This is a genomic window from Aureitalea sp. L0-47, from assembly GCF_026126405.1.
Taxonomy (GTDB): domain Bacteria; phylum Bacteroidota; class Bacteroidia; order Flavobacteriales; family Flavobacteriaceae; genus Pukyongia.
Genome location: NZ_JAFMTQ010000002.1, coordinates 210,619 through 225,453 on the forward strand (window position 1 = coordinate 210,619; position 14,835 = coordinate 225,453).

The following is a 14,835-nucleotide window of genomic DNA, read 5'->3' on the forward strand; positions in this document are numbered from 1 at the left end:
AACGTTAGGAGTTAGTCTTTCACGATAACCTGCACCGTGTCGCCGCCCTCTTGTCTAAGTAAAACCTCTTTATTCTTAAGGAATGCATCGATTTCTTCTCGACTCGAATGACGAACAGTGTACAAAGTGACACCTTCATGCCATTCCACTCTGAATCGCTCTCTTAATTTTACCAGTAATTCTTCAAGCCGATCGAACTTATTATCTACACAAACAGAAAAACTAATCGCAGAATTTTGGATGAGTTCCACCTTCATTTTAAATTTGTGCAGCCATCGGAAAACGTCACTGATGTTATCCTCCATCATAAAACTGAAATCCAGGGATGAAAGAGAAATAAGGACCTGGTTTCGTTTCAATATGAAGCAGGATGTTTCAGGGTTCAGTGTGACACCCTTGCCTACACAGGTACCAGCCTGATCAGGATTCATAAACGATTTTACGAATAATGGAATCTCTTTTCGCTGCATGGGTTGCAGCGTTTTTGGGTGAATTACCGAGGCCCCATAGAATGCCAGTTCTATGGCTTCTTTATAGGAAATGTTGTGTAGTAATTTCGGATTATTGAAATACCTGGGATCTGCATTGAGTACTCCGGGAACATCTTTCCAGATAGTTAGGCTATCGGCATTCAGACAATATGTAAAAATCGCCCCCGTGTAGTCACTTCCTTCCCTTCCGAGTGTAGTTGTGAAATTATTCTCAGAATCTGAACCCAGGAATCCCTGTGTTACGGTGATTCCTTTTTTATTAACCGCTGAAGCGATTCTTTTCTGAGTTTCTTCCCAGTTCACACTTGCGTCCCTGAAACTGGCATCAGTAATTATACAGGTTCGAACATCCAACCAATTATTGGAAAAACCGTTGTCATTCAAGAATTGTGAGATTATGGTAGTGGAAACAAGTTCACCAAAACAAACCACCTGGTCGTAAACAAAGCTGTGTTTAGTTGACCTATTGGTCTCGAGGAAATTCTCAAGGGTATCGCAAAGGTTTTTCACCTTCGAAAAAACCGGATGGGAACTATTGGGAAACAGTCCCTCCATAATGGTTTGATGATAGTTTCTGAATTCCACCAGAAGAAGAGGGAGTTCTCCGGTTTTATTCAAATAGGCATTGACAACCAGCTCAAGGTGATTTGTCATTTTTCCCATAGCCGAAACAACAATCAGCAGGTCCTTTTCACCTGTCGTTTCAAGGACCCTCTTCAGGTTTCGCACGCCTTCGGCATCTTTTACGGATGCGCCTCCGAATTTGTATACTTTCATTGTTGTTTCAAATATTCCTTAAGTGATGGTTCTTCCATCTCTACCTGCCACCAACTGCTCAAGATAGTAGCACCCGTTTGTTTATAGAAATTAATAGCCGGTGTGTTCCAATCCAGGACTACCCAGTTTACTCGTTTAACACCTTCTTCATGAGCATACTCCATGACCTTTCGGTACAAAGCAGAACCCACTCCTTTACCACGCATTTTTTCTTTTACCACAAGGTCCTCAAGGTGAAGTGTACGTCCTTTCCAGGTTGAGAATCTGAAATAGACCAATGCCATTCCAACGATCTCATCTTCCACCTCAGCCACGAAACAGTTGAACTGCTTATTTTCACCAAATCCCGCCTCAACAAGTTCCTCTGTGGTGACTTCAACGGCATCCGGTTCTTTTTCAAAAACGGCAAGTTCGATGATAAGTTGTAACACCGATGGCATATCACGAGCTTCCGCGTCACGAATTATAAGTTCCATAGGCTTAGTTTAGCAACAAATATCGGTTCAATTTTCCAAAAAACACGATATTTGCATTAAATCTGCAACACCTTAACCTAATGGCTCAAAAAAACCAGACCCTCGGCGAATTTATTATCGAGAATCAAAGTGAATTCAAGTATTCTTCCGGGGAATTATCGAGACTCATTAACTCTATCAGGTTAGCGGCAAAAGTGGTAAACCACGAGGTGAACAAAGCCGGCTTAGTGGATATTTTAGGAGCTGCAGGCGAAACTAACGTTCAAGGTGAGAGCCAGCAAAAACTGGACGTATACGCCAATGAGGCTTTCATCAAAACTTTAACCAACCGTGAGATCGTATGTGGGATCGCCAGTGAAGAGGAAGACCACTTTATTACGATCAAGGGTCGAAATCAGAATCACGACAATAAATATGTAGTATTGATCGATCCCCTGGACGGCTCGTCCAATATCGATGTGAATGTTTCGGTAGGAACCATCTTTTCTGTATATCGGAGGATCACACCTTCAGGCACCCCAGTAACCCTGGAAGATTTTCTGCAACCAGGCAGGAATCAGGTAGCCGCGGGTTATATTATTTACGGAACTTCTACCATGATTGTTTACACCACCGGACACGGAGTAAACGGATTTACCTTAAACCCAGCCTTAGGGACCTACTATCACTCCCATCCGAACATGAAGTTTCCCCAAGACGGAACGATCTACTCCGTTAACGAGGGTAACTATGTACACTTTCCACAGGGCGTGAAAGATTATATCAAATTTTGCCAGGAGGAGGAAGGCGACAGGCCCTATACTTCACGATACATTGGATCGCTGGTTTCTGACTTCCACAGAAATATGATCAAAGGAGGAATATACATTTATCCAAATACGGCAAAGAATCCTGACGGTAAATTACGCTTGTTATACGAGTGTAATCCCATGGCTATGATCGCTGAACAAGCCGGTGGAATGGCAAGTGATGGCTTCCGAAGAATACTGGATATCGAACCTACCGAACTACACCAAAGGGTTCCATTTATCTGCGGAAGCAGCAACATGGTACGGAAGGCTGAAAAGTTCATGCAAAACGCATAAACACAAAAAAATCAATGCTTAATTGGTTTTTTTATACATTTATAAAAGATCATCAACACTTTATCCAATTATGGCTAAGAAAAACACAGAGACGGAGAACAAGGGAAGCATGGATTCATCTTCTAAGATTGAAGCGATAAAGAACCTGATCTTTGGGGAGAATATAGAACAGTACGACAGTGAGTTCGAGACACTTAAAAAAGATCTTGACAAAAAGAAGAAGGCATTGGAGTCCTACATCGATGAGGTGCGGGAAGAATTGATGCAATCTATCGATTCGCTCAGTACAGATGTAAACATCCGAATCACCGACCTCGAAGATTCTCTAAACGCAAAAGCCGAAGCCCTTTCCGAAGAAAAGGTAGACCGAAAACAGCTTGGAAAACTTCTCATTAGTCTTGGTGAGAAGATCAGTTCATAGGATTGCTACCAAATAAATCCCAGTGATGGTAAAGGAGGACGAGAACAAACTGAAGTTACTTCGGGAGATCCTGTTGATAGACGACAGGGAGGTTGCGCGTGCTGTTTCTCAACGACTGGATGCGATTTCAGAAACCCTGGAGAAGAGTGAGAAACTTACGCAAAAGGTAGATCCTATCATCGAAAAACGACTGGATACCTTTGTAGAAAATATTCCTACCACACTGGGGCCCACTATCACCAAAACATTGAAAGAAGAGATCGCAAATTCCAAAGACCAGGTGGTCGAGGCACTCTATCCCATCATGGGGAAGATGATCAAGCGATATATTCAGAATGAAATAAAACTGTTATCGGAGAATATTAACAATAAGGTGAATAAAACTCTTTCGCTGAAAATTTTTAAAAGAAAACTAAGGGCCATCTTCACCGGTGTTAAGGAGAGCGACATAATCCTTGCCGAATCAAACGCACCACAGGTAAACGAAATTTTCATCATTGAAAAAGGGTCCGGATTGTTGTTGGGAAATTACAGTAAGACTGAAACTATGGACAAGGACATGATCTCGGGGATGCTCACTGCAATTAAAAGTTTTGTTGAAGATGCATTTGCCGGAGGAGCCCAGAATCTCGAGGCAATAGAGTATGAACTTTACACCATTCATATTCAAAACTTTTTTTCTTACTATATTGCAGTGGTCGTTTCAGGGAATTACACCCGAACTTTCGAAAGTGAGTTGGAAAATGAGCTCCTGGAACTATCAAAAAAACTAACCTCCAAGATAACTTCTCTATCAAAAGAAGCCGTAGACGTGATCCTGGCTGAACACATGGGAGTTAATTGACAAACTTTTTACACCACTACATATTAAGATTCGCCCGTAATAGGTGGTTAAAACAGATATCCTATGATAGCAGGAAGCATGGTATATATCAATAGAATGCAGGAAATAATCTCCGATTTTGACGGGACAGTAATTTCTTCGAACGACGCTATTCATTCCATAGAACTAGGAACGAATATATTTATGATCCATCCTTTTTTTGAAAGTCTTAAAGGATCCTTGGATACCAGACCCGATATCTATTTTACTTTTCCATGTATCAATCTGAGCATGGGAGGAAAAGATTATTATTGTGATGTTATAATCAAGAAAGAAAAGAATTTCGTGGCAATCTTATTGTTTAATTATTCGGATCACTACAATGAGGTTCGGGAAAAGATTCAAAAAATAAACAGTGAAAAATTGAATTCGTGAATTCTTTTTATTCTCTTTGTATATCAATTCCGACTAACTGAATGAATAACTAACCAAGGATTGAAGTATGGCAGCAGTTAAGAAAATTGTATTAATAGGGCATTTTGGGGTAGGTAAGACCAGTTTGGTTCGGCGCTATGTAGACAGTGCCTTTAACGAAGATTACCTGGTTACGGTTGGTGTTCACGTGAAGAAGAAAGAAGTAACCATCGACGAAGAAATTGTTACCCTGATTATTTGGGACATAGAAGGAAATAACTCAATTGATAAAGCCCGAAGCTCTTATTTATTGGGAACACATGGTTTCATTTATGTCTTTGATGTGATGCGCCCAGAGACCTACGAGGATATCCAAAGTGAAATGGATTATCTGGAAGATAATTACAAAGACATTCCCGTATGTATGGTTGGAAACAAATCCGATCTGTTCACAGAAGAATTTAACCAGGACTTCTTCAACGATCAAGTATTTAAGAATTGTTATTTCACTAGTGCAAAAACGGGAGATAAGGTAGAAGATTTGTTCATAGAGCTGGCCAAACGAACCTTGTAGTATGAAAACTAGCTTAAAGACCGAAATTTGCAATTCCCGAATTCAGGAAGTTGAGATAGACCAAACAGGGACTGTTCTCGAAAGTGATGACGCGATTTTTGGTATGCCTAAGGGCTCTCTTATAAGTGATCTACATCCCTTTTTTGAAGGTGTGATCCCACTACTTCCCGCATTGAATGACACTCTCAATTTCCCCTGTGTCAACCTTGAAACTGAGTCCAATTCCCGAATTGTCGATATTGATTTCATCCCGAAGGACAACAGGATTTATTTGCTGTTATTTGACTTTTCAGAGCATTATGAAGCTTCTCATCCTTTGGTTCAGGAAAAGAACGTGGCCTCGATCGCCAAGCACAAGCTTGCTTTCGAAAAGCAATTGCTGGAAGCCAAGGAAGAGTTTAAAAACGGCTTCCTGGCAAATCTAAATCACGAGATCCGTAATCCATTGAATAATCTCTTAGGGTTCATGGAGCTGCTGAAAGAAACAAAGCTTGATTACGATCAGAACGAGACGCTAAAAGTGATGCAACGAACCGGGACTCACCTCAAGATACTTATGGATGATATGCTCGATATTTCCAAGATCGAAAGGGGTGTACTCGATATTAAAAACGTCAATTTTAACCTGGGACATATACTTAACAACCTTCATAACCATTTCCATCTGAAATACCACGATAAGCCCGTGGTTTTTAATGTTACCATAGACAATAACGTACCAAAGAAACTATTAGGTGACCCGGCCAGACTCAACCAGATCCTGTTCAACTTACTTGAGAATGCCTTCAGAAATACTGAAGACGGCCATATTTCAATGTTTGTGAAAGCAGTCGATCAAAACAAGAGCAGATGTAAGGTTCAAATTATCATCTCCGATAGTGGATCGGGTATTCCTGAAGATAAGATTAACGAAGTATTCGACACCTATTTCCAGCTGAAAGTAGACAAATTAAAGCCCCTGGGAGAAGGATTAGGTTTGAAGATCGTAAAGGACCTAACCGAATCTCTCAATGGAACAGTTCAGTTGAGCAGTGAAGAAGGAAAGGGAAGCGTATTTACATGTGTATTCCCTTTTGAAGTTCGAACCGGAGGCCGCGAAAAGAAAACTGTTCCCAAAGGGACCGGAATCCTAATGAGCAAAAGAATACTTATTGTTGAGGACGAAACAACGAACCAGATGTTGATGATGAAAATGTTTCTGAACAATGAAAAGGGATATGTGATCGAAATGGCCATCAATGCTGCTCATGCTCTTGAGCTACTTGAGAACAACAACTACAACCTAATTATGTTTAAGTCAGTCTTGACAGATATGAAGGCCGAAGAGTTTATCAATGCCCTTAGGTCGCATAAAAGCGAGCAGGTAAGCAAAATACCTATTCTGATCGCAAGTGGAAGCACCTTTAAAGAACAACAGGAATCGGTGCTGGAAGCCGGTGCTTCGGCATTTCTGGCCAAACCATACACAAAAAATGAGCTCTTCAAATGTATTGAAAAGCTCATTCGTTAATATACTCGTGTAGTTAATCTCTATTTAAAAGATATCTGTAGTCTTCCATATCCAAGCCTCCCTGGAAGATCTCAATGGATTTCTTGATGAGCTTTGCAGCTTGCTCCTCGGTGTATCCCAAACCTATGGCATAACGCTCCACAAGTCGTTTCTCATCATCATCAATTTCGTTATCGGCAAAGATCATCTTAAACAGATCTAATATTCGCTCCAGTCTCACATCGGCAGAATTGGAAGGCTCCATTGGATAGATGCTGGGTTTTTTGGCTATCTTCTTGTATTCATCATCCGTTATATCCAATTTTTCGGCAAATCGTCGCAAAAGCAATTGCTCCTGTTCTTTCAATATCCCATCAACCATCGCCATTCGCATGATGGATGCAAAGTGACTAAGCTTTCTTGATCTTTCTCCGTGTTCAAATAAATTGCTAAATGCCATTATCAAAATTTTGACGATAAAATTACGAAGATTCGTGATTTTTTCTGAACAATCCATCTAAAATATAAGCCATTATAAACTTTTCTTAATTGATCGAAAAAATAGGGTACATCACTTATCTTTAGTCGGTTTTTTATGAAGCACCCACTACTCGTATTCAATGAAAAAGGGATCTACTGTCAGCAGGCTGATGTTTATATCGATGCCTGGCGAGCGGTAGATAAATGTATTGTAACTCACGGACATTCAGATCACAGTCGCTGGGGTCATAAACGATACATAACCCACCGAAGAAATGTTCCGATAATCAAACATCGATTAGGAGATATTACCGTCACACCAAAAGAGTGGAACGAAACCTTCACGATCAATGGAGTTACTTTTTCACTACACCCCGCTGGTCACATAACAGGTTCCTCACAAGTGCGTGTGGAATACAAAGGAGAAGTTTGGGTATTTACCGGAGACTACAAGGTCGAGGATGATGGTCTTGCTGAAACCTTTGAACCCATCAAGTGCCAAACCTTTATCACCGAATGTACCTTCGGACTACCCGCTTTCAAATGGGAACCACAAGCCGATGTTTTTACAGATATCAATAACTGGTGGGCAACAAACAAAGCGGAAGCAAGAACCTCTGTTCTCTTCGGTTATAGCCTGGGTAAGGCACAGCGACTCATTAAACACCTGGATACCTCAATTGGAAAGATCTACACTCACGGTGCTGTAGAGAAAATGACACAGGTAATTCGCGCGGAATACGATCTCCCCCCAACTGAATTGATAACGAGAGACAGCAAAAAAGAAGACATTGCCGGGAATATAGTAATAGCACCTCCAAGTGCTCATGGAGGAATCTGGATACGAAAAATGCTGCCTTATGTAACCGCAACGGCCAGTGGATGGATGGCTTTCCGTGGCGCAAGGAGGCGCAGGGCTATGGACAAAGGATTTGTGCTTAGCGATCATGCCGATTGGGATGGATTACTAAGTGCCATAAAAGAAACCGGCTGCGAAAAGGTGATCACTACTCATGGATATACCGATATCTTTTCCCGCTACCTTCGGGAAGAACTGGGTTATGACGCTCGCACGGAGAAAACCCAATACGAAGGCGAATTAAACGAAATAGAGACGGAAAAGGAGGAGGAAGCTTAGTATGAAACATTTTGCCAAACTAATCCGAACCATAGACAGCACCAATAAAACCAATGAAAAGGTGAACGCCCTGGCTGAATATTTCAATATCGCCAACGATTCCGATAAATTGTGGGCGATCGCAATCCTTTCTCATCGGCGGCCCAAGCGACCCGTCAACACCACCCTGCTTCGTGAATGGGCAACTGAACAAAGCGGAATTCCACTTTGGTTGTTCGAAGAAAGCTACCATATTGTTGGCGACTTAGCGGAGACAATCGCACTCATCCTTCCAAAAACTACCAAAGAATCAGACAAGTCATTGTCGCAGGTCATTGCAGAGATCATATCGCTTCGAGAGATGGATGACGCTTCAAAGAAAGCCTATCTCCATGAGAATTGGATGAATATGTCCTATTACGAGCGCTTTATTTTCAATAAGATCATCACTGGTGGATTCAGAATAGGGGTTAGTCAGAAACTTATGACCCGTGCCCTTTCGAAATCTACAGGCATAGATGAGGATATCCTGGCCTATAAGCTTATGGGTGATTGGACTCCCGTCTCAACAACCTATACACAACTTATTGAAGAGGAGAACCCGAGTGATTATTTATCTAAACCCTATCCTTTCTACCTTGCCTATGCCGTAGAGGATGGGTTTCAGGAAAGCATGGGAGAAATTTCAAACTGGAGCTTCGAACACAAATGGGACGGAATAAGAGCTCAAGTCATATTGCGAAATAATGAAGTATTTGTTTGGTCAAGAGGCGAAGAACTGGTTACTGATAAATACCCCGAGTTTCAACGCTTTTTAGATCATATCCCTAACGGAACTGTACTCGATGGAGAGATCCTACCCTTCCCGGATGGACGCATTGGCGACTTCCGCGATTTACAAACTCGCATCGGACGTAAGAACATTTCTAAGAATTTGCTGGCTAAAACACCCGTTATCCTCGTTGCCTATGACCTCCTGGAATGGCAGGGCGAAGATATCAGGAACAAGCCTTTTTCTTTCAGAAGGAAGATTTTAGATGCAATGATCGCAAAGTTGAATTCTGAATCGATCGGACTCTTCCTAAGCAGTACCATGAGATTCGAAAAATGGGAGAGTGCTGCTGAGGAACGTAAACGATCCCGCGAGAAGCGAAGTGAAGGCCTGATGATAAAACGTATCGATTCCTCCTACCAGGTGGGCAGGAAAAAAGGCGATTGGTGGAAATGGAAAGTAGATCCTTTTACCATAGATGCCGTTCTTACCTACGCAATGAGAGGTCATGGCCGAAGAGCTAACCTGTACACCGATTATACCTTCGGACTATGGGACAACGGTGAGTTGGTAACTTTTGCCAAGGCCTATTCCGGACTTACCGATAAAGAGCTTCGGGAGATCGATGCCTGGATCAAGAAAAACACCCTGGAGCGGTTCGGTCCGGTGCGAAGTGTTACACCACATCACGTTTTTGAGATCGCTTTTGAAGGTATTGCCAAAAGCAGTCGGCACAAAAGCGGTGTTGCTACCCGGTTTCCGCGTATCCTGCGATGGCGAAGGGATAAGAAAATTGACGAAGCCAATACCCTAAGCGATCTGAAAGACTTAATTCCGAAGTAAAAATTGAAGCAAAGAGAACTCATATCACTTGCCGAAAATTGGTTTCAGAATAAAAACTGGAAGCCCTTCCCTTTTCAGAAAAGAACATGGAATGCATTCCTGCAAGGCAAACACGGCCTTCTGAATGCTCCAACTGGCAGTGGAAAGACTTATGCGCTATGGGCTCCTATCGTGCTTCAGTATTTAAAAGACAATCCCGATTATCGCAACAACCATCAGAAAGGTCTAAAAGCAATATGGATCACTCCCTTGCGAGCACTTTCAGTAGAGATTCAACAGGCAGCACAGCGTTTTGCTGATGAACTGGAAACCGGCTTGACCGTGGGAATTAGAACAGGAGATACGTCACAGGCAGAAAGAGCGAAGCAGAAGAGGAACATGCCGGATCTACTTATCACAACTCCGGAAAGCCTTATGTTACTGCTGGCTTCAAAAGGTTATGAGAAATTATTTAAATCACTCACTGCCGTGGTTGTGGATGAATGGCATGAGTTGCTTGGTAGTAAACGCGGAGTACAAACCGAGCTTGGATTGTCGCGCCTAAAAACAATTTCGCCTAAGTTAAGAATCTGGGGAGTTTCCGCTACTATTGGCAACCTGGAACAAGCTCAGGACGTGCTTCTTGGTATAGATGAAAATTTCAGAAAAAACTCAGTGCTAATACGCGCAAAAAAGAAGCGAAAAGTTAAGGTTTCGAGTATCATTCCAAAGGAAATGGAAACCTTTCCGTGGCGAGGGCACCTTGGTCTTCATTTACTGGAGCAGCTGGTCCCAATCATAAAACGAAGTAGGACCACACTGATATTTACGAATACCCGCGGGCAATGTGAGATCTGGTTTCAGAAACTGTTGGAAAAGCACCCAGAATTCGCGGGAGAGATTGCCATGCATCATGGAAGTATTGCCAAAGATACCAGACTCTGGGTGGAAGACGCAATCCGAAATGAATCATTGAAAGCCGTTGTAGCCACATCCAGCCTGGACCTGGGGGTGGATTTTGCTCCAGTTGAAACCATCGTGCAAATTGGAGGACCAAAGGGAATAGCAAAATTCCTGCAAAGGGCCGGACGCAGTAATCATCGTCCCGGAGAAGCGAGTGTGATCTATTTTCTACCCACCCATGCGCTCGAATTGGTAGAAGCTTCGGCATTAAAACGCGCGGTGAAAGGAGAGGTAATGGAAGACCGGGTTCCATATATACTAAGTTTCGACGTACTGATCCAATACCTGGTCACCCTGGCCGTTAGCGACGGTTTCAAACCTGAGGAGATTCTTCCAGAGATAAGAAGTACTTTCTGCTACCAGGACCTGAGCGATGAGGAATGGCAATGGTGTCTTAACAGCATTACCCGGGGAAGTCAGAGCTTGCAAAGCTACGACGAGTACAAACGTGTACAGATACTGGAGGGCGGCTTATTTAAAGTGGAAAGCAGACGCATAGCAATGATGCATCGGTTGTCGATTGGAACCATTGTTAGCGATGCGATGATGATGGTAAAGTATGTGAGCGGTGGTTTTATTGGGACTATTGAGGAATGGTTCATTGGACGAATGAAGCCTGGTGACCGATTTGTATTCGCGGGACGAACCCTGGAATTGGTACGCTTGCGAAATATGGTTGCCCAGGTCCGCAAAGCGAACAAACGTACAGCTAACGTTGTAAGCTTTATGGGAGGCCGTATGCCTTTGTCTTCTCAAATGAGTAAAATACTGAGAGAAGAGTTACAAAGTGAGGCCGAACACAAAAGAAATACGCCCGAACTCAGGGCTCTGACACATATTTTCAGCCGGCAGAATGAGGATTCGATAATTCCGAAGGAAAACGAATTCCTCATCGAAACCTTTAAAACCAGGGAAGGGTATCACGCGGTTTTCTATCCTTTTGAAGGACGCAAAGTACATGAAGCCATGAGCAATTTAGTGGCTTACCGACTAAGCCTCCTAAATCCAATTAGTTTTTCCCTGGCTTACAACGATTACGGATTTGAATTGTTGAGTGATAAGTATATCGATATACAGGCCTTACTAGACAATGATTTGCTTAGCCCCACAGATCTGTTCGAGGACCTTCAGAAAGGAATCAATGCCAGTGAACTGGCGCGAAGGAAATTCCGGGATGTAGCTGTAATAAGCGGGTTGGTATTCCAGGGCTATCCCAACAAAACCGTGAAAATGAAGCATCTTCAAAGTAATAGTCAGTTGCTTTTTGATGTCTTCAGAGATTACGAGCCCGATAATCTGTTGTATCTTCAAGCATACCGGGAAACCTACGAACATGAGCTTGAGGAGATCCGATTGCGGGATGTCCTGCAGCGAATCGAAACACAGGAAATTGTTTGGAAACAGTGCAATACCCCTACACCTTTCAGTTTTCCGATAATCACAGACAGGCTAAGGGAAAAACTTACTTCGGAACGATTGAGTGACAGGATCAAGCGAATGACATTGCAATATCAAAAGTAAGGGATGAGCCAAGAGAAATCATGAGTGTTACCATAGAAATACGTTCGAATAAATTCACCCTGCATCCCAGCGGGGCGATCTATTGGCATGAACAGCAGATGTTACTTATCGCCGATGTTCACTTCGGAAAAGTGGCGCATTTCAGAAAAAACGGAGCAGCTATTCCCACGGCGGCTTCCGAAGAGAATTTCAGAAAACTCAATGATCTTATCCAAACCTTCCATCCTCGAATCATTTGCTTCCTGGGAGATCTTTTCCACAGTTACCTCAACAGTGAATGGCTAACTTTTGAACTTTGGATCTCCACCCTTTCGGCGGAAGTAATTCTGATTTCCGGTAATCACGACATCATTTCTCCTCATAAATTCGAAGCCATCGAGATCAAAGTGTACGACACCCTCGAAATAGATGAATTCTTACTCACACATCACCCCACCGAGGTTGAAGAACTTTACAATTTTTCAGGTCACATCCATCCGGGGATACGATTGATAGGACAGGGCAGGCAGCGTATCCGATTGGCCTGCTTCTATAAAACAGCTAACCAACTTATTTTACCAGCTTTCGGTACTTTTACCGGGAAGCACGTGATCATGCCAAAACAAGAGGACGAAGTGTACGCTATTGTTTCCGGCGAAGTAGTTTGTGTCTCATAATCTATTACTATGAAAAAATTATTACAAGTACTCAATGCTATAACGTTCGTCTCGGTGGTGGTGGTAAACTACTTCTCGAATACGGGCGAAATGAATAATACTACCATAGGCGAAGTTTCCGGGGATCTCACCACCTTATTCACCCCTGCTGGCTATGCCTTTTCCATTTGGGGTGTAATCTACCTGTTCCTCCTGGGTTTTGTGATATACCAGGGAAGAAGTTTGTTCGTGTCTGTTAAAGACGATGACTTTATTCTGAAAACAGGAGGTTGGTTTATTCTTTCCAACCTGGCCAATGCCGCGTGGGTATTTTGCTGGTTGTACGGATACACAGCTTGGTCCGTAGTCTGTATTTTTCTGCTTCTTTTTTCTCTTCTGAAGATAGTAGTGAACAACAATATGGAGCGCTGGGACGCACCCCTGCCTGTGATCGCATTTTTGTGGTGGCCCTTTGTGATCTACAGTGGATGGGTAACGGTAGCCTGCATAGCAAACGTATCGGCCTGGTTACAAAAAATAGGGTGGGATGGATTTGGCATTTCTGAAACTATCTGGACCGTGATCATGATTGTTATCGCAGGGATCATCAACTTCTGGATAACCTGGTCGAGAAACATGCGTGAATTTGCCCTGGTAGGTGCCTGGGCACTGGTAGCGATCGCCATTGCCAACTGGGAATCAAATTCCACTGTGAAGATATCTGCCCTGGTGGTTGCGGCTTTTCTCTTTCTTAGCAGCAGCTATCACGGATTCATAAACAGGGCTACGAATCCTATTGAAAAATTAAAAGCACTTAGATCGGAGAAATGATTAGTTGCCAGAAACATTTATTCGGAATTACTGACGACGTTACTTATCTCAATTGTGCGACAATGTCACCTAACCTGATATCTGTGGAAAAGGTTGGAATCGAAAACCTTCTTCGGAAAACAAATCCGCAACACATTACCAGTGAAGACTTTTTTACCGATCGAAAAATTCTAAAGGAGCGGTTCTCCCAACTCATAGGAGCCCCGGATGAAGATTCGGTTGCCATAATTCCTTCGGTTTCCTATGGTATTGCAACAGTAGTTAAGAATATTGAATTTAGTAAAGGTGATGAGATCGTAGTACTGGAGGACCAATTCCCCAGTAACATATATGCCTGGATGCAGGCGGTACGAGATCAGGGTGCGAGTATAGTGACGGTTAAAGCGCCACCGCTGGAAGATGGGCGTGGTCTGCGATGGAATGAGCTTCTGTTAAATTCTATTACCAAAAAGACTAAAGTTGTAGCCATTCCCCAGGTACATTGGTCGGATGGTACGCTGTTCGACCTGAAATCGGCCCGGGAGCTAACATCCCAAGTAGATGCATACCTCGTAGTGGACGGTACGCAAAGCGTGGGAGCCTTGCCCTTTTCTATTTCCGAATACCAACCGGATGCATTGATCTGTGGAGGATATAAATGGATGATGGGAGCTTACGGCCTCGGTATGGCGTACTATGGAGATAAGTTCTATAATGGTTCACCGATAGAAGATAATTGGATCAACCACAAAGACAGTGAGGATTTCACTAATCTATCCAATTACAATCCCGAATTCAAAGACAAAGCCATACGATACGATATGGGTGAATCCAGTAATTTTATTTTAGTCCCAATGCTGGCCGAGGGCATTCGGCAGATTCTAGAGTGGACCCCCGAAGCCATCCAGGAATATTGCGGAGATATCTGTGCAGATACTCTTAAAATGCTGCAATCACATGGTTACTTTGTTGAAAACACAAATGCCAGAGCCAACCACCTTTTCGGAATCTATAGTACGGGAGGTAAATCGATGGATAGGGTAAAAGAGATTCTCGCTCAAGAGAATATTAAGGTATCTTACCGGGGTAGTGCTATTCGTGTTTCGCCTCACTTGTACAATACCAGAACGGACATAGAAAAGTTGGTGAACTGTTTTTTTTGATG

General features: G+C 42.9%; 15 protein-coding genes. 12 read left to right on the top strand and 3 right to left on the bottom strand.

What is annotated here, in order from left to right:
* Positions 1-11: 11 nt before the first annotated feature.
* A complete protein-coding gene (locus J1N09_RS04165; RefSeq protein ID WP_265198350.1) occupies positions 12-1,268 on the bottom strand; it encodes an aspartate kinase in 1,257 nt (418 codons plus the stop codon).
* Positions 1,265-1,744, bottom strand: coding sequence for a GNAT family N-acetyltransferase (locus tag J1N09_RS04170; protein ID WP_265198352.1), 480 nt, complete (start codon positions 1,742-1,744; stop codon positions 1,265-1,267). Before J1N09_RS04170 ends, J1N09_RS04165 begins: the two co-directional genes overlap by 4 nt.
* A gap of 80 nt (positions 1,745-1,824) precedes the next feature.
* On the opposite strand from J1N09_RS04170, the gene fbp reads away from it, so the two are divergent.
* The 6 genes from fbp to J1N09_RS04200 all read left to right on the top strand — a co-directional run bounded on the left by fbp (position 1,825) and on the right by J1N09_RS04200 (position 6,571).
* The gene (gene fbp, locus J1N09_RS04175; protein WP_265198353.1) at positions 1,825-2,829 is read left to right on the top strand and encodes a class 1 fructose-bisphosphatase; all 1,005 of its coding nucleotides are present in this window, start codon (positions 1,825-1,827) and stop codon (positions 2,827-2,829) included.
* 70 nt (positions 2,830-2,899) lie between these two features.
* A complete protein-coding gene (locus J1N09_RS04180; RefSeq protein ID WP_265198354.1) occupies positions 2,900-3,250 on the top strand; it encodes a fructose 1,6-bisphosphatase in 351 nt (116 codons plus the stop codon).
* Positions 3,251-3,275: 25 nt separating this feature from the next.
* On the top strand, positions 3,276-4,094 hold the full coding sequence (locus J1N09_RS04185) for a cell envelope biogenesis protein OmpA (protein ID WP_265198466.1): 819 nt from the start codon (positions 3,276-3,278) through the stop codon (positions 4,092-4,094).
* Positions 4,095-4,157: 63 nt separating this feature from the next.
* The gene (locus J1N09_RS04190) at positions 4,158-4,508 is read left to right on the top strand and encodes a hypothetical protein (RefSeq protein WP_265198355.1); all 351 of its coding nucleotides are present in this window, start codon (positions 4,158-4,160) and stop codon (positions 4,506-4,508) included.
* Between the two features lie 67 nt (positions 4,509-4,575).
* Positions 4,576-5,061: a Rab family GTPase gene (locus J1N09_RS04195; RefSeq protein WP_265198357.1), complete on the top strand. Its 486-nt coding sequence runs from the start codon at positions 4,576-4,578 to the stop codon at positions 5,059-5,061.
* Between the two features lies 1 nt (position 5,062).
* A complete protein-coding gene (locus tag J1N09_RS04200; protein WP_265198359.1) occupies positions 5,063-6,571 on the top strand; it encodes a hybrid sensor histidine kinase/response regulator in 1,509 nt (502 codons plus the stop codon).
* 13 nt (positions 6,572-6,584) lie between these two features.
* Here J1N09_RS04200 and J1N09_RS04205 read toward each other — a convergent pair whose 3' ends face one another.
* Positions 6,585-7,010 (bottom strand): TerB family tellurite resistance protein, encoded by a 426-nt coding sequence (locus J1N09_RS04205; RefSeq protein WP_265198360.1) that lies wholly within the window; start codon positions 7,008-7,010, stop codon positions 6,585-6,587.
* A 135-nt stretch (positions 7,011-7,145) separates the two neighbouring features.
* On the opposite strand from J1N09_RS04205, the gene J1N09_RS04210 reads away from it, so the two are divergent.
* The 6 genes from J1N09_RS04210 (at position 7,146) to J1N09_RS04235 (ending at position 14,833) form a co-directional block, all read left to right on the top strand.
* Complete coding sequence (locus tag J1N09_RS04210) at positions 7,146-8,168, top strand: ligase-associated DNA damage response exonuclease (RefSeq protein WP_265198362.1); 1,023 nt, start codon at positions 7,146-7,148, stop codon at positions 8,166-8,168.
* Between the two features lies 1 nt (position 8,169).
* Positions 8,170-9,762: an ATP-dependent DNA ligase gene (locus J1N09_RS04215; RefSeq protein WP_265198363.1), complete on the top strand. Its 1,593-nt coding sequence runs from the start codon at positions 8,170-8,172 to the stop codon at positions 9,760-9,762.
* Positions 9,763-9,765: 3 nt separating this feature from the next.
* A complete protein-coding gene (locus J1N09_RS04220) occupies positions 9,766-12,225 on the top strand; it encodes a ligase-associated DNA damage response DEXH box helicase (protein ID WP_265198364.1) in 2,460 nt (819 codons plus the stop codon).
* Between the two features lie 20 nt (positions 12,226-12,245).
* On the top strand, positions 12,246-12,881 hold the full coding sequence (gene pdeM / locus J1N09_RS04225; protein ID WP_265198365.1) for a ligase-associated DNA damage response endonuclease PdeM: 636 nt from the start codon (positions 12,246-12,248) through the stop codon (positions 12,879-12,881).
* A gap of 9 nt (positions 12,882-12,890) precedes the next feature.
* Positions 12,891-13,691: a tryptophan-rich sensory protein gene (locus J1N09_RS04230; protein ID WP_265198366.1), complete on the top strand. Its 801-nt coding sequence runs from the start codon at positions 12,891-12,893 to the stop codon at positions 13,689-13,691.
* Positions 13,692-13,753: 62 nt separating this feature from the next.
* Positions 13,754-14,833 carry an aminotransferase class V-fold PLP-dependent enzyme gene (locus tag J1N09_RS04235; RefSeq protein ID WP_265198368.1) on the top strand — a complete coding sequence of 360 codons (1,080 nt, stop codon included), beginning with the start codon at positions 13,754-13,756 and terminating at the stop codon, positions 14,831-14,833.
* Positions 14,834-14,835: the final 2 nt, after the last annotated feature.